Annotated in this window: 23 protein-coding genes; 13 read left to right on the forward strand and 10 right to left on the reverse strand. The window is 67.0% G+C overall.

Annotation, left to right across the window (positions count from 1 at the left end):
* The first annotated feature begins 1 nt into the window (after position 1).
* The 9 genes from ABXG85_RS00565 to ABXG85_RS00605 all read left to right on the forward strand — a co-directional run bounded on the left by ABXG85_RS00565 (position 2) and on the right by ABXG85_RS00605 (position 5,636).
* Positions 2–166, forward strand: coding sequence for a hypothetical protein (locus ABXG85_RS00565; protein ID WP_353511790.1), 165 nt, complete (start codon positions 2–4; stop codon positions 164–166).
* A 6-nt stretch (positions 167–172) separates the two neighbouring features.
* Positions 173–1,075, forward strand: a complete 903-nt coding sequence (locus ABXG85_RS00570) for a quinate 5-dehydrogenase (protein WP_353511791.1) — start codon at positions 173–175, stop codon at positions 1,073–1,075.
* A complete protein-coding gene (efp, locus tag ABXG85_RS00575; RefSeq protein ID WP_353511792.1) occupies positions 1,072–1,626 on the forward strand; it encodes an elongation factor P in 555 nt (184 codons plus the stop codon). The genes ABXG85_RS00570 and efp overlap by 4 nt, the downstream gene beginning before the upstream one ends.
* Positions 1,627–1,722: 96 nt before the next feature.
* The gene (gene accB, locus ABXG85_RS00580; protein ID WP_353511793.1) at positions 1,723–2,220 is read left to right on the forward strand and encodes an acetyl-CoA carboxylase biotin carboxyl carrier protein; all 498 of its coding nucleotides are present in this window, start codon (positions 1,723–1,725) and stop codon (positions 2,218–2,220) included.
* On the forward strand, positions 2,217–3,554 hold the full coding sequence (gene accC / locus ABXG85_RS00585; protein ID WP_353511794.1) for an acetyl-CoA carboxylase biotin carboxylase subunit: 1,338 nt from the start codon (positions 2,217–2,219) through the stop codon (positions 3,552–3,554). The genes accB and accC overlap by 4 nt, the downstream gene beginning before the upstream one ends.
* 12 nt (positions 3,555–3,566) lie before the next feature.
* Complete coding sequence (locus ABXG85_RS00590) at positions 3,567–3,896, forward strand: Asp23/Gls24 family envelope stress response protein (RefSeq protein ID WP_353512058.1); 330 nt, start codon at positions 3,567–3,569, stop codon at positions 3,894–3,896.
* The gene (gene nusB / locus ABXG85_RS00595) at positions 3,889–4,344 is read left to right on the forward strand and encodes a transcription antitermination factor NusB (RefSeq protein ID WP_353511795.1); all 456 of its coding nucleotides are present in this window, start codon (positions 3,889–3,891) and stop codon (positions 4,342–4,344) included. The genes ABXG85_RS00590 and nusB overlap by 8 nt, the downstream gene beginning before the upstream one ends.
* 1 nt (position 4,345) lies before the next feature.
* Complete coding sequence (locus tag ABXG85_RS00600) at positions 4,346–5,197, forward strand: tetrahydrofolate dehydrogenase/cyclohydrolase catalytic domain-containing protein (protein WP_353511796.1); 852 nt, start codon at positions 4,346–4,348, stop codon at positions 5,195–5,197.
* Complete coding sequence (locus ABXG85_RS00605) at positions 5,181–5,636, forward strand: divergent PAP2 family protein (RefSeq protein WP_353511797.1); 456 nt, start codon at positions 5,181–5,183, stop codon at positions 5,634–5,636. The genes ABXG85_RS00600 and ABXG85_RS00605 overlap by 17 nt, the downstream gene beginning before the upstream one ends.
* Here ABXG85_RS00605 and ABXG85_RS00610 read toward each other — a convergent pair.
* Positions 5,615–5,815 carry a hypothetical protein gene (locus ABXG85_RS00610; protein WP_353511798.1) on the reverse strand — a complete coding sequence of 67 codons (201 nt, stop codon included), beginning with the start codon at positions 5,813–5,815 and terminating at the stop codon, positions 5,615–5,617. The genes ABXG85_RS00605 and ABXG85_RS00610 overlap by 22 nt on opposite strands.
* A 74-nt stretch (positions 5,816–5,889) precedes the next feature.
* Here ABXG85_RS00610 and ABXG85_RS00615 point away from each other — a divergent pair, with 74 nt between their 5' ends.
* Positions 5,890–7,875, forward strand: coding sequence for a (Fe-S)-binding protein (locus ABXG85_RS00615; RefSeq protein WP_353511799.1), 1,986 nt, complete (start codon positions 5,890–5,892; stop codon positions 7,873–7,875).
* Here ABXG85_RS00615 and ABXG85_RS00620 read toward each other — a convergent pair.
* From ABXG85_RS00620 to ABXG85_RS00635, 4 genes are all read right to left on the reverse strand, one after another.
* On the reverse strand, positions 7,865–8,380 hold the full coding sequence (locus ABXG85_RS00620; protein WP_353511800.1) for a class I SAM-dependent methyltransferase: 516 nt from the start codon (positions 8,378–8,380) through the stop codon (positions 7,865–7,867). The genes ABXG85_RS00615 and ABXG85_RS00620 overlap by 11 nt on opposite strands.
* Positions 8,373–9,047, reverse strand: coding sequence for a TerC family protein (locus tag ABXG85_RS00625; RefSeq protein WP_353511801.1), 675 nt, complete (start codon positions 9,045–9,047; stop codon positions 8,373–8,375). The genes ABXG85_RS00620 and ABXG85_RS00625 overlap by 8 nt, the downstream gene beginning before the upstream one ends.
* Complete coding sequence (locus ABXG85_RS00630) at positions 9,044–9,982, reverse strand: alpha/beta hydrolase-fold protein (protein WP_353511802.1); 939 nt, start codon at positions 9,980–9,982, stop codon at positions 9,044–9,046. Before ABXG85_RS00630 ends, ABXG85_RS00625 begins: the two co-directional genes overlap by 4 nt.
* Positions 9,983–10,140: 158 nt before the next feature.
* Positions 10,141–10,965: a DUF1517 domain-containing protein gene (locus tag ABXG85_RS00635; protein ID WP_353511803.1), complete on the reverse strand. Its 825-nt coding sequence runs from the start codon at positions 10,963–10,965 to the stop codon at positions 10,141–10,143.
* Between the two features lie 114 nt (positions 10,966–11,079).
* On the opposite strand from ABXG85_RS00635, the gene lon reads away from it, so the two are divergent.
* Complete coding sequence (gene lon / locus ABXG85_RS00640; protein ID WP_353511804.1) at positions 11,080–13,494, forward strand: endopeptidase La; 2,415 nt, start codon at positions 11,080–11,082, stop codon at positions 13,492–13,494.
* Positions 13,495–13,498: 4 nt separating this feature from the next.
* Here lon and bshA read toward each other — a convergent pair whose 3' ends face one another.
* Genes bshA through ABXG85_RS00655 form a run of 3 tightly spaced genes read right to left on the reverse strand, consistent with a single transcriptional unit; the run spans position 13,499 to position 16,376 of the window.
* Positions 13,499–14,596, reverse strand: coding sequence for an N-acetyl-alpha-D-glucosaminyl L-malate synthase BshA (gene bshA / locus ABXG85_RS00645; protein WP_353511805.1), 1,098 nt, complete (start codon positions 14,594–14,596; stop codon positions 13,499–13,501).
* Positions 14,597–14,652: 56 nt separating this feature from the next.
* Positions 14,653–15,759, reverse strand: a complete 1,107-nt coding sequence (locus ABXG85_RS00650) for an LptF/LptG family permease (RefSeq protein ID WP_353511806.1) — start codon at positions 15,757–15,759, stop codon at positions 14,653–14,655.
* Positions 15,756–16,376, reverse strand: a complete 621-nt coding sequence (locus tag ABXG85_RS00655) for a hypothetical protein (protein ID WP_353511807.1) — start codon at positions 16,374–16,376, stop codon at positions 15,756–15,758. The genes ABXG85_RS00650 and ABXG85_RS00655 overlap by 4 nt, the downstream gene beginning before the upstream one ends.
* 65 nt (positions 16,377–16,441) lie before the next feature.
* Between ABXG85_RS00655 and ABXG85_RS00660 the strand changes: the two genes are divergently transcribed.
* Together ABXG85_RS00660 and ABXG85_RS00665 are read left to right on the forward strand one after the other, a co-directional pair.
* A complete protein-coding gene (locus ABXG85_RS00660) occupies positions 16,442–17,872 on the forward strand; it encodes a polymerase (protein WP_353511808.1) in 1,431 nt (476 codons plus the stop codon).
* Positions 17,869–18,291: a hypothetical protein gene (locus ABXG85_RS00665; RefSeq protein ID WP_353511809.1), complete on the forward strand. Its 423-nt coding sequence runs from the start codon at positions 17,869–17,871 to the stop codon at positions 18,289–18,291. The genes ABXG85_RS00660 and ABXG85_RS00665 overlap by 4 nt, the downstream gene beginning before the upstream one ends.
* Here ABXG85_RS00665 and ABXG85_RS00670 read toward each other — a convergent pair.
* Positions 18,222–18,983: a carbon-nitrogen hydrolase family protein gene (locus tag ABXG85_RS00670; protein WP_353511810.1), complete on the reverse strand. Its 762-nt coding sequence runs from the start codon at positions 18,981–18,983 to the stop codon at positions 18,222–18,224. The two genes, ABXG85_RS00665 and ABXG85_RS00670, sit on opposite strands and share 70 nt — an antisense overlap.
* Positions 18,984–19,589, reverse strand: a complete 606-nt coding sequence (locus ABXG85_RS00675; protein WP_353511811.1) for a biotin transporter BioY — start codon at positions 19,587–19,589, stop codon at positions 18,984–18,986. It abuts the gene before it with no gap.
* Positions 19,590–19,722: the final 133 nt, after the last annotated feature.

Genomic DNA, 19,722 nt, shown 5'->3' on the forward strand with positions numbered 1-19,722 from the left:
TATGGCTGCCTTGTTTGCCGCTTGGGACAAGCTCCTTTTCGCCTTGGGGTTTGGCCTTTTGGTCTTAGCTGCCTTGGTCCGGGTCTTGGGAGCGCGGGGGAGCAGGGTCTTCCTCCTGCTTGGCCTTCTTGCCTGGCTCCTGGGCCTATTCCTTCGGCTACAATAGCTCCCCGTGGCCAAGCGCGTGGTATCCGTTTCCCTGGGCTCGAGCCGCCGCGACTCCGTGGCGGAGGTGGAGCTTCTGGGGGAGAAGGTGGTCCTGGAGAGGCGGGGGACGGACGGGGACTTGGAGAAGGCTGTGGCCCTGATCCGGGAACTGGACGGCCAGGTGGACGCCATCGGCCTCGGGGGGATTGACCTCTATTTGGTGGCCGGGGGCAGGCGCTACGTCATCAAGGACGCCAAGCGCCTCAAGGAGGCGGCGCGAAAGACGCCGGTGGTGGACGGCTCGGGGCTCAAGCACACCCTGGAGCGACGGGCGGTGCGGGAGCTCGCCCCCCTAATAGACTGGGAACATACCAAAGTACTCCTCCCCTCCGCCGTGGACCGCTTCGGGCTGGCGGAGGCCCTTTGGGAGGCGGGGGCTAAGGTCCTCTACGGCGACTTCATCTTCGCCCTGGGCCTACCCATTCCCCTCTATAGCCTTTCCTTTTTGCAAAAGCTTGCTTACCTCCTCCTTCCCCTCCTCACCCAGCTTCCCTTCCACCTCCTTTACCCCATGGGAAAGGAACAGGAGGGGCGGAGGGTGGACTGGCGAAGCCGCTACTACCGCTGGGCTGACCTGGTGGCCGGGGACTGGCACTACATCCGCCGCCACATGCCCGAGGACATGCGGGGGAAGACGGTGCTCACCAACACCACTACCCTCGAGGACCTGGAGTTCCTAAGGGCGCGGGGCGTGAAGCGCCTCATCACCACCACTCCCCGCATGAACGGCCGGAGTTTTGGCACCAACGTCATGGAGGCCCTTCTGGTGGCCCTGGCTGGGCGGGAGCTCACCGAGACCGACTACCTCCGGTATATTGACCTCTTAGGGCTTAAGCCCCAGGTGTTGGAACTAGAGGAGGAAAGATGATCAGCGTGACCGACCTGCGACCCGGAACCAAGGTGAAGATGGAGGGTGGCCTCTTCGAGTGCGTGGAGTACCAGCACCAGAAGATTGGCCGTGGCGGGGCCAAGGTGATCGCCAAGTTCAAGAACCTGGAAACCGGTGCCACCATCGAGCGCACCTTCAACTCGGGGGAGAAGCTGGAAGACATCTACGTGGAAACCCGCGAGCTCCAGTACCTCTACCCCGAGGGGGACGAGCTCGTCTTCATGGACCTAGAAACCTACGAGCAGTTCCACGTGCCTAAGGATCGGGTGGAGGCGGCCCGCTTCCTCAAAGAAGGCATGACCGTCCTAGGGGACATGTACGAGGGTCGCCCCCTGAAGATCACCCCGCCCACGGTGGTGGAGCTCAAGGTGGTGGACACGCCTCCTGGGGTGCGGGGGGACACGGTTTCCGGAGGGTCTAAGCCCGCCACCTTGGAAACCGGGGCGGTGGTGCAGGTGCCCCTGTTTGTAGAGCCGGGGGAGGTGATCAAGGTGGATACGCGCACAGGCGAGTACGTGGGCCGGGCCTGAGGGAAGGGAGGGAGGGGGGCCCGGGTACCCGGGCCCCCACGCTTTGACCCGGTCTAAGCGGGCATTAGGGTAAGCTTTATGCCACGAGGTGCTTCTATGACGCCCAAGGAGCTCAAGCAGATCCTGCAGGCTTTGGTGGAACACGGGGTGAGCGAGCTCACCCTGGAAACCCCCGATTACAAGCTCACCGTGCGGCGCGGGGGGGAGGTACAGGTGGTGGCGGTGCCGGCCCCAGCGCCGGCCCCAGCCTTGGCCCCCGTACCCCAGGCAGAGGTTGCCGCACCTCCCCCGCCTCCCGCCTCCGCCCCGGCGGAAGCGCTTACGGCGCCTCCCAAGGAGGACGAATGCGCCGGGTGCGTGGAGGTCCGCGCCCCCATCGTGGGCACCTTCTACCGGGCCCCGGCCCCCGACGCCCCGCCTTACGTGAAGGAAGGGGACCGGGTGGAGAAGGGCCAGGTCCTCTGCATCATCGAGGCCATGAAGCTCATGAACGAGATCGAGTCTGAGGTTTCCGGGATCGTGAGGAAGATCCTGGTGCAAAACGGGGAGCCCGTGGAGTACGGCCAACCCCTCTTCCTCATCCAGCCGGTATGAAAAAGGTCCTCATCGCCAACCGGGGCGAGATCGCCTTAAGGATCATCCGGGCCGCCAAGGAGCTCGGCATCAAGACGGTGGTGGCCCATTCCACCGCGGACGAGAAGAGCCTGCCCGTTCTCCTGGCGGACGAGGCCATCTGCATTGGCCCGCCCCCCTCGGGCCAGAGCTATTTGAACATCCCCAACCTCCTCTCCGCCGCCATCGTGACCGGGGCAGACGCCATCCACCCGGGCTACGGCTTTCTGGCGGAAAACGCCACCTTCGCCGAGATGTGCCGGGAGCACGGCATCACCTTCATCGGCCCCACCCCGGAGAACATGCGGGCCCTGGGAGACAAGGCCACGGCCCGCAAGGTGGCCCGGGAGGCGGGGGTGCCCACGGTGCCCGGTACCGACGAGGTGGGGAGCGTGGAGGAGGCCAAGCGGGCGGCCCTGGAGATCGGCTACCCCGTGATCCTTAAAGCCTCCGCCGGGGGGGGCGGCCGGGGGATGCGGGTGGTGCACACGGAGGAGGAGCTGGAGCGGGCGGTGCAGCAGGCCCAGGAGGAGGCCCGGGCCGCCTTCGGCAACCCAGCGGTCTACCTGGAGAAGTACATTGAGGAGCCCAAGCACATCGAGATCCAGGTCCTGGGGGACGGGGAGCGGGTGGTCCACCTTTGGGAGCGGGACTGCTCCATCCAGCGCCGCCACCAGAAGCTCCTGGAGGAGGCCCCAAGCATCCTGCCCTACGAGACCCGCAAGGCCATCGCCGAGGCGGCGGTGCGCCTGGCGGCCCACGTGGGCTACGTGTCCGCGGGTACCCTAGAGTTCTTGGTGGACAAGGAGGGGAACTTCTACTTCATCGAGATGAACACCCGCATCCAGGTGGAGCACCCCGTCACGGAGATGATCACGGGGATAGACCTGGTCCAGGCCCAGTTCCGCATCGCCCAGGGGGAGAAGCTTTGGCTTAAGCAGGAGGAGATCGAGGTCCGCGGGCACGCCATCGAGGTGCGGGTGAACGCCGAGGACCCGGAGAGGGGCTTTAGGCCCTCCATCGGCAAGGTGGAAACCCTCCTCTTTCCCGGGGGGCCTGGCATCCGGGTGGACAGCCACCTCTACGCCGGCTACCAGATCCCGCCCCATTACGACAGCCTCATCGCCAAGATCATCGCTTGGGCTCCCACCCGGGAGGAGGCCATCCGCCGCATGGAACGGGCCCTTTCCGAGACGGTCATCGAGGGCCCTGGCCTCAAGACCACCATCCCCTTCCACCAAAAGGTGCTGCAAAACGCCTTCTTCCGCCGCGGGGCGGTCTACACCAACTTCGTGGCCCGGCGCATGGAGATGTAGACTGGGCGTGTGATGGTGGAGTACGAGATCAGCGACCATGCCCTCGAGGCCCTGGTCCTCCACGCCTTGGAGGGCCTGGAGGGGGTGCGGCCCTGGGAGGCCGCTCCCCGCTCCTTGGGGGAGGTCTTCCGGCGCGCCAAGCCGGTGAGGGTGGAAAGGACCCCGGAGGGGCTTGTGGTGGACCTGGTCCTTTCCGTGGACTACGGCCTGGCCATCCCCGAGCTGGCCCAGTCCGTGCAAAAAGCGGTGGCTGAGGCCCTTTTCCTGGCCACCGGGGAAGCGGTGAAGGCGGTGAACCTCACCGTGGCCCAGGTGGAGTACCGCAAGGAGGTCCATGCTTAGGCGGGCGCGGGAGCTGGCCATGCGCGCCCTCTTCGCCCACACCCAAGGGGGCGTGGACCTGGAGGAGGCCTTCCGCCACGCCCTGGAGGAGATGGGTGGGGAGGACGACCCTTACGGCGACGCCCTGGACGAGGAGGGGATTGCCTTCGCCAAGCGGCTCCTAGAGGGGTACAAGGCCCACCAGGAGGAGGTGGACCGGGTCCTTGGGGAAACGGTGGAGGGTTGGGACTTTGCGCAGATGTCCAAGACCGACCTCACCGTGCTCCGCCTGGCCACCTACGAGATGCTGTACGAGCCCACCCCCTTCGCCCCCCTCATCGAGGTGGCGGTGAAGATCGCCAACCGCTACGGAGGGGAGCACTCCGGGGCCTTCGTCAACGGGGTGCTGGGCCGCCTGTACCGGCGGATCCAGGAGGGGGAGCTCAAGACCGTAGCCAAGGAGGCGTAGGATGACCCTGGCCCGTACGCTTTCCGGCCACGAGGTGGCAGAGGCGGTCTACGCCGAGCTCCGAAAGAAGCTCGCTACCCTTTCCTTCGTCCCCTCCTTGCGGGTGATCCGCTTGGGGGAGGACCCGGCCTCGGTGTCCTACGTGCGGCTCAAGGACAAGCGGGCCCGGGAGCTTGGGTTTCAGAGCCAGGTGGAGGTCTACCCCGAGGACTTCCCGGAGGAGGCCCTCCTGGCCCGCATCGCCGAGCTCAACGCCGACGAGGAGGTGGACGGGATCCTGGTCCAGCTCCCCCTGCCCCGCCATATCCGCACCGAACGGGTCCTCGAGGCTATCCACCCCTTGAAGGACGTGGACGGCTTCCACCCGATGAACGTGGGGCGGCTATGGAGTGGGGGGGAAGGGCTTTTCCCCTGCACCCCCCTGGGCATCCTCCGCCTCCTCCGGCACTACGGGGTGGGGCTAAAGGGCAAGGAGGTGGTGGTCCTAGGCCGCTCCAACATCGTGGGGAAGCCCTTGGCCGGGCTTCTTCTGCGGGAGGACGCCACGGTCACCGTGGCCCACTCCAAGACGGAAAGCCTCCCCGAGGTGACGCGCCGGGGGGAAATCCTGGTGGTGGCCGTGGGCCAGGCCCACCTGGTGCGCAAGGAATGGGTGCGCCCCGGGGCCATCGTGGTGGACGTGGGGGTGAACCGGGTGGAGGGGAGGCTCCTCGGGGACGTCCACCCCGAGGTGGCGGAGGTGGCCGCCGCCCTCACCCCCGTTCCCGGGGGGGTGGGCCCCATGACCGTGGCCATGCTCATGGCCAACACCCTGAAGGCAGCCCTTCTGAGGCGGCATGGAGCTTCTCTATAACCAGGTTTTCTGGACCGCCATCCTGGCCAACTTCCTGGCCCAGACCCTGAAGCTCTTCCTCTACTACCTGCTGGAGGGCCGTTTCCAGTGGGAGCGCTTTTTGGAAACCGGGGGGATGCCCAGCTCCCACTCCGCCACGGTGAGCGCCTTGGCGGTGGCGGTGGGCCTGGAGGAGGGGTTTGGCAGCTCCCTTTTCGCCGTGGCCGCCGTCTTTGCCCTCATCGTCATGTACGACGCCACCGGCATCCGTCGCGCCGCCGGGCTCCACGCCCAGCTCCTGAACCAGTTGGTACAGGAGCTCCAGAAGGTGTTGGAAAAAGGCCCCGCCCCCGAGCCCTTGAAGGAGCTTTTGGGCCACACCTACCTCGAGGTCCTGGTGGGGGCCCTGCTGGGGGCCTTGGTGGCTTTTCTCAGCTATCACTTCTTCCCGGCGGCGTAAAAGGCCAGGGTCTGGCCCAAGAGGAAGACGAGAAGGCCCAAGACCGGGGCCAGGAAGAAGACAAAAAGGCTCAGGAAGAGGACCAAGACCAGGGGCAAGAGGGGTTTTTGGAAGCGGTGGAAGACGAAGAGGTTCAAAAGCCCGAAGAGGAGCAGGACCACCAAGGCTACGGTTTCCACGGGGCTCCATTGTACGCTCTTGCCATGGGCGGGGAATGGGGTAAACTTTTACCGAGTATAAGGAGGGCGCTTCCATGTTGACCCTAGCGGAAAAACTCCTCTTCCTCCTGGTGGCGGCGGTAAGCCTTTACTATGCCTACACCGGTTTCCGCCGGGTGTACCTGGCCATCCGGCGGGGGCGGCCTGAGGACCGGTTTGACCGCCTGCCGGAACGCCTGGGAAGGGCCATATGGGTGGTCCTAACCCAGGAAACCGTCTTCAAGCGGAGGCCCCTGGTGTCCCTCCTCCACGCCTTCGTCTTCTACGGCTTCGTCTACTACCTCCTGGTGAACCTGGTGGACCTCTTGGAGGGCTACTTTCCCCTTCACACCCAAGGGGGCCTCTGGAACCCCTATAACCTCCTCGCCGACCTCCTCACCGCCTTGATCCTGGTGGGCATCCTCGGCCTCATGCTCCGGCGTTACGTGGTGGCTCCCAAGGACTTCACCTGGAACCCCAACGTCCCCCTGCACGAGAGGGTGCGCCAGGGCATCCCCAAGGACTCCGCCATCGTGGGGGCCTTCATCACCTTCCACGTGGGAAGCCGCCTCCTCTCCAAGGCGTCCAGCTTGGCCCAGGAGGGCCCCGACCCCTTCCAGCCCGTGGCCAGCGCCCTGGCGCAGGTTTTGGCGGGGCTATCCCCAGCCGCGCTTGTCTTTATGGAGCACTTCTTCTGGTGGGGCGCCTTGGGCTCCATCCTCCTCTTCCTCCCCTACTTCCCCCGCTCCAAGCACATCCACCTCCTCATGGCCCCCATCAACCTGGCCTTCCGCAAGGAGAAACCGGGGGCCCTCCTGCCCTTGGACTTTGAAAAGGAAGAGGAGAAGTTCGGGGCGGAAAAACTGGAAGACCTCTCCTGGAAGCGGCTTTTGGACGCTTACGCCTGCATCATGTGCAACCGCTGCCAGGAGGCCTGCCCCGCCTACGCCACGGGCAAGGCCCTAAGCCCCGCCGCCATCCTCATCTCCGAGCGCTACGAGCTCAACGAGATCCTGAAGGACTTCGCCGCCGGCAGGGAAAGCCCCAGGCCCCTCATGGACTTCGCCCTGAACGAGGAGGCCCTTTGGGCCTGCACCACCTGCATGGCCTGCGTGGAGGTCTGCCCCGTGGGCAACGAGCAGATGCTCCACATCCTGGACGTGCGCCGGGCTAAGGTCCTCATGGAGGGGGAGTTTCCCCAGGAGCTGAACAACGCCTTCCGGGGTATGGAGCGCTCGGGCAACCCCTGGGGCATCGGGCAGGACAAGCGCCTGGACTGGGCCGAGGGCCTTAGCGTGCCCACGGTGGAGGAAAAGCCCCACCCCGAGGTCCTCTACTGGGTGGGGTGCGCCCCCAGCTACGATCCCAGGGCGCAGAAGATCGCCCGGAGCATGGTGGCGATCCTGAACGCCAGCGGGGTGGACTGGGCGGTCTTGGGGCGGAAGGAGAAGTGCACCGGGGATGCGGCGCGGCGGGCGGGGAACGAGTACCTCTTTTTCCAGCTGGCCACGGAGAACGTGGAAACCCTGAACCAGGTGGCCCCCAAGACCATCGTCACCACCTGCCCCCACTGCTTCCACACCCTGCAGAATGAGTACAAGGACTTCGGGGGGGACTACCGGGTGGTCCACCACTCGGAGTTCATCGCCGAGCTCTTGCGCTCGGGGAGGCTTCGGGTGAACGAGGAAACCCGCCAGGTGGTCTTCCACGACCCCTGCTACCTGGGCCGCCACAACGGGGTCTACGAGGCCCCGCGGGAGGTGCTGAAGGAGGTGGGCCTAATCCTGGTGGAGCCGCCCCGGAGCCGGGAGAAGAGCTTCTGTTGCGGGGCGGGCGGGGCCCAGTTCTGGAAGGAGGAGGAGCCCGGGGCCATGCGGGTGTCGCAAAACCGTTACCAGGAACTCAAGGCCACGGGGGCCGAGGTCATCGCCACGGGCTGCCCCTTCTGCATGGCCATGATGAACGTGGAGACGGCCCAGGACGAAAGGCCCCCCGAGGTATTGGACATCGCCGAGTTGGTGGCGAAGGGCCTCAAGGCCTGACGTAAACGGCAAAGGCCCGATACCCCTCCCCGTAGGCCCTTAGGACCAGGCCTGGGGGAGAGGTTAGGAGCTCGTAAGGTTGCCAGTAAAAGGGGCTTCCCGCCCGGCCCCGCCGCTCCGCCTCCTTCTGGGTGAAGCCCTCCACCAGGAGGAGCCCTCCAGGGAGGAGGAGAGGGGCAAGGGATTGGAGGAGGGGCCGGTTCACGTAGTAGGCCAGAACGATGCCGGCGAAGGGGCCTGAGGGGAGGGGTGCGCCCGCCTCGAGGTCCTGTTCCACCAGGGTGAGGCCGGGGGTGCCCTTTAGGCGCTCTAGGGCCACCCGGCTTCGCTCCACCAGGACCACGGGGTGGCCCCGCATCAGGAAGTAGCGGGCGTTCCGCCCCAGGCCCCCCGCCAGGTCCAAGACGGGGCCCTCCGGCACGAAGGGCCCGTAGGCCCGTACCACGAAGGCAGGGGGGCGGTCTTCTTGGGTTTCCCGATAGAAGGCGTCCCAGTCCCTAGGCATGGCGGCGGAAGGCGAGGAGGCTCCCCAGGAAGAGGATGAGGAGGGTGCCTCCCCAGAAGAGGGCCTTGGGGAGTTCGAAGGCCAGCTCGGGGCGGTGCAGGAGGTGGGCGAAGGTGGACTCCCCCTCCAAGAACAGCTTCACCCCCGCCCAGCCCACCAGGGCGTAGGCCACCTTCTCCAGGCCGGGGAAGCGCTCCATGAGGGCCACCACGCTGCTGGCCAAGAGCCGGATGAAGAGGATGCCCAAGGCTACCCCCAGGAAGACGAGGAAAAGCTCCTTGGAGAAGGCCACCACCGCCAGGATGGAGTCCACGGCGAAGGCCAGGTCCACCAGGTTGATGAGGAGGACCACCCGCCAAAACGCCTGGGCGGTGGCCTGGGGGAGGGGTTTGGCCTCCTCCTGGTTTTGGAAGTGCCGGAGCATGAGGTAAAGGAGGTAGAGCCCCCCGAGGATCTCCACCCACCAGAGCTGGATGAGGTACACGGCGAAGAGGAGGGCGAGGCCCCGGAGGAGGTAGGCCCCGAGGATCCCGTAAAAGAGGGCCCGCCGTCGTAGGTGGGGCGGGAGGGGCTTCACCATCACCGCCAGGACCAAGGCGTTGTCCCCGGAGAGGAGCGCCTCCAAGGCGGCCACGGAGACAAGGACGAGGAGGGCCTCGAGGCTCATCCTTCCCCCAGGAGGTAGGAAAGCCCCGGGGCCAGGGCCTGCTTCCAGGTGACCCAGTTGTGCCCCGAGGGCCTTTCCCGGTAGGCGTGGGGGGTCCTTTTGTCGGCGAGGAGGGCGGCGAAGCGGCGGTTCGGGGCGAGGAGCCACTCCAACAGGCCCACCTCCAGGTACACCCGGGGAACGCGTTCCGCCTCGGCGAAGCGGGCCAAAAGCCACTCCTCGTCCCGGTAGGCGTCCATTCCCCCGGGGTGGGCCTTGAGGGCGGGGGAGAGGGCGAGGACCTTCGGGAAGCGCTCGGGATAGCGCCAGGCCTGCCACAAGGAGAAAAGCCCCCCCAAGGAGGCCCCCACCAGCACCACCTCCCCCAGGGGGCCATACGCCCGTTCCACCTCGGCCAAAACCGCGTGGAACTCCGCCTCATAGGCCTCGGAAAAGCGGTACTCCACCTCGCGCCGGATGGGTTCCACGAAGACCAGGCGCACCGGGGGGATCTCCCCCCTCTCCAGGAGGGCGCGGGCCACCTTGTGGAGCCCAGCGGTGCGGTAGAAGGCCACCCCGTCCTGGGCCACCACCGTGGCCCGAGGGGAAGGCCCCGTTTCCGCCACGTAGTAGCGCCTTTCCCCCAGGCGGTGCCGGGCCACCCGGGGCTCCTCCTTGGGTTCGGGGGGCGCCTCGTAGCGGAAGCCGGGAAGCCTTATGGCCCGGGGGTAGGTCCACCAGGGGTTATCCGCCCGCTCGGGGTTATGGGGGTCGGGGAAGGGCCTTCCTTCCCCGTCCAAGAAGGCGTATTCCACGTACGCCCCTTCCGGGAACTCCAGGGTGAGGGGGCCCGCCAAGGGGATGGGGTTTCGTTCCCAGTCGGTGAAGTCGCCGATGAGGGCCTTGGCCCCTTCCGGCGGGTAGAAGGTGACGTGCCTGCGGCCTACCCGTACCACGGCTCTACTCTATTGGCGTAGCCCCTGTTCCGTAAGCGGGGGGAGGTTGGGTGGGGCGGACACACCCCCTTGGGAGGACCAAGGCGGCGCGCCTGCGAGGAAGGATGCTTGCGCGGGGGCAAGCCCTGCCACCATGGGCGCCTTGTTCCTTCGCCCCTTCACACCTTCTCCAGATCGGGGTAGAGGAGGAGAAGCTCCTCCTCGGTGAGGGCTTCCTCTTCCCGCTCCGGGGTCCAGGAGAGGTAGAAGGCGAGGAGGGTGAAGGGGGTGGACCCCGCCAAGGCCAAAAGGGCCTCCTTCACCCCTTCCCGGCCCAAGGGGTGCTTGGCGCTAAGGGGCCTGCGGTCCGCTAGGATGAGGCTCACCACCAGGTAGCGCCCCCCGGGCTCGGCCTTCGCCCGGTAGGCCTCCGCCACCCGCATCTTCCCCTCAAAGTGGCGGAAGGTTTCCTCGTACTTGCTCCTTTCCTCCAGCAGCCAGGCGTCAAACCGGGCCAGGGCCTCTTCCTCGGAGGCGGTTTCCACCTCGTAGCGGGCGAAGCGCCAGGCGGGCTCCTCCCTTAGGAGGAGCAAGGCGGCCTCGTCCAAGAGGTCGGAAAGCCCCTTGGCGGTGGTGGTGTCCGCTTGCTGGGCCAGGCGCCTAAGGGCCTGCTGCACCTGGGGCCGATGCAGGAGGGCGAGGCGCAACCGGGCGACGCTGGCCCCGTTCCCTTCCCCCGCTTGCCTAAGCCCCCGCACCATGAGGAAGGCCACCAAGGCGAGGCCGAGGAAGACCACCACCGGTACCAGGCCCAGGCTTCCCCCGCCCCCGGGGTAGACCACCACCGGGCCCGGATAGGTGGGCACGGGCACCGGGTAGCTGGGGGCGGGCCCGGGGGCCATGGGCGGGGGGCTTGGGCTGTAGGGGCGTCCCCCCACCCCACCCCCGCTCTTTTGGGCCAAGGCCAGGCCCAGGAGGAGGAGAAGCACCCAAAGCCGCGCCACCGCCTTAGCATAAGCCTTTGTGCCTTGGGGCCCTTTGCGCTAAACGGGGGTTCGCAGTAAACTTGATATAGGTAGGCTTAGACTATGGACGAAACGAGCCAAAGGAGGGAAACCATGCTGCCAGAAACCTTGCCCGTCTGCCCCGTGCGGGGGTCGGTCATCTACCCCACCATGGTCATGCCCATCGATGCGGGCCGGCCCATCTCCATCCGGGCCATCGACGAGGCCCTGGCCCGGGAGCGGGTGCTTCTCATCGTGAGCCAAAAGGACAAGGAGGTGGAGGCCCCCAAGCCCTCCGACCTCTACGAGGTGGGCACCGCCTGCAACATCCTGAAGATGCGCAAGAACCCGGATGGTTCCGTCCAGGTCCTGGTGCAGGCCTTCGCCCGGGTACGGGTGACGGAGTGGCTGGACCTGGGGGACCACCTCGAGGCCAAGGGGGTGGTCCTGGCGGACGAGCCCGGGGACCCCACCCTGGTGAAGGCCTTGGTCCGGGAGGTGAAGGACAAGTTCCAGGCCCTCCTCAAGGAGGGGCGGTACCTGCCGCCGGAGGTGGTCCAGTTCGTCCTCAACCTGGAAGACCCTTCCCAGCTTGCCGACTACATCGCCTTCCACATGGACTTCCGCCTGGAGGACAAGCAGAAGGTCCTGGAAACGGCGGACGTGGCCGAACGGCTCAAGCGGGTTTTGGTCCTCTTGCAGGCGGAGCTGGACCTCATCGAAACGCAAAAGCGCATCCAGCAGCAGGTCAAGGAGGAGATTGACCGCAACCAGCGGGAGTACTTCCTCCGGGAGCAGATGAAGGCCATTCAGCGGGAGCTCCACGGGGAGGAAGGAGAGCAGGAAGTGGAGGAGTTCCGCAAGAAGGTGGAGGAGCTCGACCTGCCCCCCGTGGTGCGTCAGGAGGTGGAGCGGGAGCTCAACCGCTTCGCCCGCATGCACCCCGACTCCGCCGAGGCCAGCGTCATCCGCACCTACCTGGACTGGATCGTCAACCTTCCCTGGAACAAGCGCACGGAGGACAACCTGGACCTCAAGCGGGCCAAGGAGATCCTGGAGCGGGACCACTACGGCCTAGAGAAGGTCAAGGACCGCGTTCTGGAGTTCTTGGCGGTGCGCAAGCTTAAGGCGGAAAGGGCCAAAAGGGGCGAAATCCCCGAGGAGGAGGTGAACAAGGGCCCCATCCTCCTCTTCGTGGGGCCCCCAGGAGTGGGGAAGACCTCCATCGCCAAGAGCATCGCCGAAGCCCTGGGCCGCAAGTACGTGCGCATCTCCTTGGGGGGCGTGCGGGACGAGTCGGACATCAGGGGCCATCGCCGCACCTACATCGGGGCCATGCCCGGGCGCATCATCCAGGGCCTGCGGCAGGCGGGCACCAAGAACCCCGTCTTCCTCCTGGACGAGGTGGACAAGCTTGGCATCTCCTACCAAGGGGACCCTGCCGCCGCCCTTCTGGAGGTCTTGGACCCCGCCCAGAACAAGGAGTTCGTGGACCACTACCTGGGGGTGCCCTTCGACCTCAGCGAGGTGATGTTCATCTGCACCGCCAACTTCCCCCAGAACATCCCCGCCCCCCTGTGGGACCGCATGGAGGCCATCGAGTTCACCAGCTACATCGAGCAGGAGAAGCTGGAGATCGCCAAGCGCTACCTCCTGCCCCGGCAGCTTCGGGAAACGGGCCTGGCCGAGGGGCAGGTGGTGGTAACCGAGGCGGCCCTCATGCGCCTCATCACCCACTACACGCGGGAAGCGGGGGTTAGGCAGCTGGAGCGGGAGATCGGGGCCCTGTTGCGCAAGGCGGCCCGGCAGATCCTGGAGGAGGGCAAGAAGCGGGTGCGCATCACGGAGAAGGACCTGGAGAAGTACCTGGGCCCGCCCCGCTTCCTCCCCGAGACCGAGGCCCGCCACCCCCAGGTGGGCGTGGCCACGGGCATGTACTACACCCCCGTGGGCGGGGACATCATGTTCGTGGAGGTTTCCGTCATGCCCGGCAAGGGCAACCTGATCCTCACCGGGCAACTGGGGGACGTGATGAAGGAGTCGGCCCGGGCGGCGCTTTCCTACGCCAAGAAAAACGCCCTCCGCTTCGGCATCCCCCTGGAGCGCTTCGAGAAATCGGACATCCACATCCACGTCCCCGCTGGGGCCATCCCCAAGGAGGGGCCTTCCGCCGGGGTGGCCATCGTGAGCGCCTTGGTTTCCGCCCTCACGGAGGTGCCCGTGCGCCACGATATCGCCATGACCGGGGAGATCACCCTCACCGGGCGGGTCCTGCCCATCGGCGGGGTGAAGGAGAAGGTCCTGGGGGCCAGGCGGGCCGGGATCCGCGAGGTGATCCTGCCCAAGCCCAACCAGGCGGACCTTGCCGACATCCCCGCCCCCTTGCGCCAGAACATGACCTTCCGCTTCGTGGAGCACCTGGACCAAGTCCTGGACCTGGCTTTGGTGGGGGGGTTGAAGGCCCTGGAGGCCCGCGCCAAGGAGGCCAAGCCCAAGCGGGGCAAGAAGGAGCTGGTGGCCCACGCCTAAGGGGCTAGCCCTGGAGGGCCTTCTCGTACACTTCCAGGTACTGCCGGGTGATGCGCTCGGGATGAAAGCGTTCCTGGGCGTACTCCCGGGCCCTTTGCCGCATCCTTTGGAGCTCGGGGTGGGCCAAAAGCTCCAGGATAGCCCCGGCGAAGCCCTCGAGGTCCCCAAGCTCCACCAGCCTGCCCACCTCCGGCCGGACCAGCTCCGGCACCCCGCCCACCGCCGTGGCCACCACGGGCACCCCGGAGGCCAGGGCCTCGAGGGCCGCCTGCCCGAAGGACTCCTCCTCCGAGGCCAGGAGGAAGAGGTCCGCCGCCCCTAGGACCTCCTCGGGGTGGGGCGTGGGGGGGTGGAAGGTGACCCAGGGCTCCACCCCCAGCTCCCGCGCCACCCGCCTGGCCTCCGCCTCCTCCGGGCCCTTTCCCAGGAGGAGGAGGCGGGCCTTGGCCTTAGGGCGCACCTTGGCGAAGGCCCGCACGATGTCCGGCACCCGCTTGATGGGCCGGAAGTTGGAGGCGTGCACCAAAAGCCACTCCCCCTCCTCGGCGTAAAGCCTCTTGCGTTCCGGGCGCGGGTAAAAGCGCTCGGGGTCCACGGCGTTGTGGATCACCGTGGGCCTCACGCCAAAGGCCTTTTCCGTCTCCCGGGCCAAGGCCTGGCTCACGGCGGTGGTGGCCTTGGCCGCCCGGAGGGCCCGCTTGGTGGGGCCGTGGAAGGCGGGGTCCATGCCCAAGACGGACACGTCCGTGCCGTGGAGGGTGTGGACCACGGGAAAGCCCTCGCCGAAGGCCAGGAGGCTTGCGGCGGCGTGGGGGATGGCGTAGTGGGTGTGCACAAGGTCCAGCTCCAACCGCTTGGCCTCCCGCTCCAAGGTCCCGGCCAGGGACAGGGTGTAGAGGGGCCCGGGGAAGACGGGGTAGAAGGGGAGGTCCACGGGGACGAAGGCCACGGGGCTTTCCTTGGGCAGGCGGAAGGGGCGCTCCGTGGCGAAGAGGTAGACCCGGTGGCCCATCCGGGCCAGGCGGTGGGCCAGCTCCGTGGCCACGATGCCGCTTCCCCCCAGGCCCGGATAGGCCACGAGGCCGAGCCTAAGCGCCCTCACCCGGCGCGCCCTCCTTTTCCTTGCCGTGCCGGACTAAAAGGGACCATGCCCCAAGTCTAGCGTAGGGCCCGTGCCCCCAAGGCGAGGAAGAGGAGGTTAGCCCCCCAAGCCCCAAACTCGGGGGGCAAAGCCCCGATCCCCGCCAGGGAGCGCCCGAGGAAAAAGGCCCCGTAGTAGGCCAGGGCCAGGACCACGCTCATCCCCAGGGCGAGCCCCGTGCTCCTCCCGTAGCGCAGGGCCATGGCCGCGGCCAGGAGGACCAGGACCAGGTTGGCGAGGGGCAAGGCCAGCTTGGAGTGGAACTCCAGCCGGGCGCGCCAGCGCTCCACGGGGGCCAAGAAGGGGTCCCGCGCCTTCTTCCAGGCTTCGGAAAGGCTGTCCTGGCCAAAGCTAAAGGTGTCGGCGTAATCGGCGATGGCCCGGGCCCGGGAAAGGTCGGACTCCACCTCCAAAAGGGGCCCTTGGCTTACCACCTGGAAGACGCGGCGCACCTGGCCCAGGAGGTCCTTCGCTCCTTCCAGGCCCGGCACCGCCTTAAAGTCCACCCGGTAGTAGCGGTAGTTTTCTAGGGTGATGACCTTGCCCTCCCACCGGCCCCGCTCGGCGAAGAGGAAGGTACCTTCTTCCCCCTGGAAGGCGCTGATCCTCACCTGGAGCATCTCCTTGGTCTGCCAGTCAAAGCCCTCGAAGTAGAGGCTTTTCCCCTTGCCGATGGGGATCTGGAGCCCCACGAGCCGGTGAAGCCCCGCCCCTTGGGTGTGGATCTCGTCCCACCAGGCCACCCGCACCCGCTCGTTGGAGTGGGGCACCACGTACTCCTGCAGGTAAAGGGCCACGCCCGAGAGCACCCCCCCCACCACCAGGAGGGGCAGGGCGGCCCGGTGGAGGGGAATGCCCCCCGAAAGGAGGGCAAACTGGGCCCCTTCCGCCGAGAGCCGGCCAAAAACCAGAACCGTGGTTACCACGGTGGCGATGGGAAAAACCTGGACCAAAACCCCGGGCACGTGGTAGGAGAGCCAGCGAAGGACCTTTACAAGGGGCACCCCTTCCAGCCACCGGGCTCCGGCGTAGAAGAACCCGAAAAGGTACACAGCGGTGAGAAAGGCCAGGGCCAGGAGGAGGACGGGAAGGCTTTCCCTCAGGACGTAGCGGTAAAGGGTCATGGGAGGCGGCTGGCGAAGGCAACCAGGCGCAAAGCGCCCTCGGGCACCTTGGTAGAGGCTAGGACCTTTCCTCCTTGAAAGCGGAGGTGGAGCCGGGCGGAGGCCCCCTGTCCCCTGAGGGTGGCTTTACCCTCCTGGTAGGTGAAGCTTCCCAAGGCCAAGGCTTCCCGCCCTTTGAGGTCCACCACCAGGGTTTCCGCCTGGAGTTTGGGGCTATCCGCCTGGACCTTACCCTTCAGGACCACCACGTCCTCGGCGAAGAGGGCGAGGGCCCTTTCCGCCCGGAGGCCCTTGAAGTCGGCGTTGGCGAAGACCAGGCCTTGGAAGCGAGCTTCCTGCTTGGGGATGTCGTGTTCCATGCTTTGGGCTTGGAAGGTTTCTTTGCCGGAAAGGAGCTCCACCCCCTTGGCCCGTACGAAGCTCCCCTCTTTGTACTCGATGTAGCTCCCCTTGAGGCGGAGGCCGTTTTCGTTGTCCACCAGGATGCCCCCCTGGGGAAGGGTGGTGACGCCCGTTTCTAGGTTCACCCGCTGGGGTCCTGCTGGCTCCACGCTAAAGGTGGCGAAGCGGGCTGCCAGGGCGAGGCCGAGAAAAAGGGGGATAAGAAGTCCTCTCATGGGGAGCACTTTATCCCATTTCCCTTAGCGCCACGTTAGCCGGGGGTTTTGGTAGAGTTTAGGCCGTGCGCTTCCTGCCCTTCGGCTTAGCCCTTGCGCCCCTTGTTCCCTTCCTGGCCTGGCTAGCTCCCCTTTTCCTGCTAGAGCTTCGCTTCCTACCCCGGGTTGCCCTTTGGCTCCTTTTGGCCTACGCTTTGTCCCTTCTCCTTCCCGCCCTCTTTGCCCCCGAGCCCCTAGCCCTTCCCTTGGCCCTTTTCCGCCTCCTTTACGCGCTTGGGCTCGTGGGGGCGGGGGTGGCGTTGGGAAGGCGTTTTTCCGGCCGGGCCTTGGCTCCCTTGGGGGTGGGTCTCCTTTTCCTCTACCTCACCGCCTTCGCCGCCACCTACTGGGCCTACGGGGACAAGGCGGTGGAGGTGCGCCTCATGCACCCTTTTCATAGCCCCGTGGGGCTTGGGCTCATGGGAACGGTGGGGGTGTTCCTGGCCCTTTACGTGCGCTATCCTTGGCCCTTTCGCCTCCTTCTGGGGCTTTTGGGAGGGGCTGTTCTCCTGCTTTCGGGAAGCCGGGGGGGGATGCTGGGCCTCCTCCTTGGGGGGGCGGGGGGGCTTCTCTTCCGGGGCCGGGGGCTTTGGGCCTTGGGGCTTGCGGGGCTCCTCTTCTTCGCCGCGGCTTTCTTGGACACCCCGGTGACGGAGCGGTTTTTCCAGGGGCACCTTTCCGGGCGGGAGGGCCTATGGTTTAGGGCCTACGAGGTGTACGCCGCCCACCCCTGGACCGGGGTGGGGCCGTACCTCTTGGGGGATTACCTCAAGGGGGTGCTTTTTGGCGATTGCTTCCTCTTTCCCCTCCTCGAGGCCAAGGGCCTCCGTTGCCCCGAGGCCTTGGCCCCCTTGGGGGGTCTATGGACCTTCGCCCACAACCACCTCCTCCACGCCCTGGGGGAAAGCGGGGTGGGGGGAGCCTTGGGGCTTGTCCTTTTGGTGGGGGGCTTCCTCGCCGCCGCCTGGGGGGAGGGGCTTCTCTTTTCCCTTCTCCTGGCCTACGTGGCCATGGGGATGGTGGACAACCCCTTTAGCGTGCCAAGCCCCTTCCGTGGGGAAATCTTCTTCCTGGCGGGGGGCATCGCCCTTTCCCGCCGTGCGCCGGGACCCGCCGCCTTGGGCCTGGCTGGGGGGGTTACCCTGCTATGGGCCTTGCCCTTTTTCTACCTGGCCTTAGCGCCCTTACCGCCAGCGCCCCGCCTCCTCTACGCCGCCTTGGGCCGGGAGGGTGGGGTGGTGCGGTTCGAGGCGGGGGAAGGGTATAGGGCCCAGGTGTGGCTTTGCGCCAAGGGGTGCCGCCGGGTGGGGTGGGAATGGGATGGGGGCCAGTCCATCGCCTTCCGCCTTCCCGAGGATTTGGAGCCCGGGACCTACCGCTTGCGGGTCCTCCTCTTCGCCCCAGGGCGCCTGGCGCAACGGCCGGTTTACCTGTTGGAGCGGGAGGTGGTGCGGTGAGGTGGGCGTGGGTTTTGGGAGGGGTGGGGCTTCTGACGGCGTTCCTCCTGGCGGTTAGCGCCTTGCCCCGGGCCTTCCGCCCTGGGGGCGTGCCCCTGGCGCCCTGCCGGGCGGGCCCCTTGCCGGAGCGGGCGGAACTGTGGACCACGGGGGCGGTGGAGCTTCCCGTGTGCCGCCCCGCCACCTTGGTCCTGGACCTCGAGGGCACCCCCGCCCGGGGTAAAGGGCCCCACACCCTGGTGGTGGAGGGGGAACGGGTGCTCTGGGAGGGGGAAGTGTTGGGCCGGCGTACCCTCCAGGTGAAGGTTTCGGGCCAGGCCATGACGGCCCTGGTCTTCGCCGATGACCTCTACCTGCCCCCTGAGGACCGGAACCTCTTCCTGCGGGGGCTTAGGGTGGTGCCTGAGGGCAGGCGGTAGGCTTCCTCTCGCCGATGGTGGAGGAGGGGATAGCGGGCCCGGTAGGCCTCGAGGAAGCTCCAGTCCGGTTCGGCCAGGAGGAGGCCCTCCTCCTCCCTCCGGCCCAGCACCCGCCCGTCTGGCCCTAGGAAGAGGCTGGGGCTTCCCGTGTCCGCCCGGCTGGCCAGGAAGAGGTAGGCCTGGTTCTCCGCCGCCCGGGCCCGGGCCAGGACCTCCATGAGCTCGGCGTAGGCCCCCGGCCAGGCGGCGCCCACCAGGAAGCCTTGGGCCCCCAGGAGGGCGTAGGTGCGGAAGAGCTCGGGGAAGTCCAGGTCGTAGCAGAGGGCAAGGCCGAAGGTGCGGCCCTCGTGGAGGAGGGGCACGGGACCTTCCCCTGGGCGGAGCCCCTCGTCCCCCTCCTCCCCCGGCGTCCGGTAGAGGTGGACCTTGGCGTAGGCGGGGCCTTGGGGGAAGACCTGGAGGCGGTTCTGCCCTTGGTGAAGAAGGCCCGCCGCCACCCTGAGGCCCGCTTCCCCCGCCAGTGCCTCCAGGGCCTGGGTCAGGTCCGGCGCCGCCCGCTTGCCCAGGATGAGCTCGGGAAGGAGGAGAAGCCCCGCCCCCTCGGCCCGCGCCTCTTGGGCCAGGGGGCGGAGGACCTTTAGGAGTTCCTTCGGGCTATCCCGCTTAGCCAGGTGGGCCAGGGCGAGGCGCATCTACCGCCGGCCCAGGAAGCGCCAGGCCGTGGGCAGGAGCAAGGCCGCCAGCACCGCTTTCACTAGGTCCCCGGGGATGAAGGGGAAAAGCCCCATGGCCAAGAGCCCCCCTACCCCCGTGAACTTGTCCACCCCCATAAGCCAGGCCCCAAGCCAAGGAAGCCCCACCAGGTAGAGGAGGGCGTTCCCCAGGAGCATGGCGAGGAGGGTACCGAGGAAACTGCGGTCCAGGCCGAACCGCTCCACCAAAAACCCCACAAGTCCCGCCGCCAAGGGGAAGGCCAGGAGGAACCCCCCCGTGGGCCCCAGGATTTTGGCCACCCCCCCCGTGCCCCCGGCGAAGACGGGAAGGCCCATGGCCCCTTCCAGGAGGTAGGCCAAGAGGGCCAGGAAGCCGAGCCGGCTCCCCAGGGCCGCCCCCACCAGGAGGATGCCCAGGGTCTGGAGGGTGAGGGGCACCGGGGTGAAGGGGAGGGGGATGGCCACCTGGGCGGTGAGGGCCACGAAGAGGCTTCCCGCCAGGATGAGGCTTAGGTCGCGGGCCAGGGTGCGCCTGGGCCACAGGGTCTTAGCCAAAGGGGTGTACGCCAGAGCTTCAGTCTTCATAGGTACCTCCTCGCTCGTCAACCAACCTATGCTATGAAAGGTTTACATGTCAAGGGTCTTACCTGTGTGGGTCAGGGTCCTTACGGATCCAGGGGTATACTGGAGCCGTGCCTTCTTTGCCTTGGCCTCCCAA

This window comes from Thermus sp. LT1-2-5 (assembly GCF_040363165.1).
GTDB lineage: Bacteria > Deinococcota > Deinococci > Deinococcales > Thermaceae > Thermus.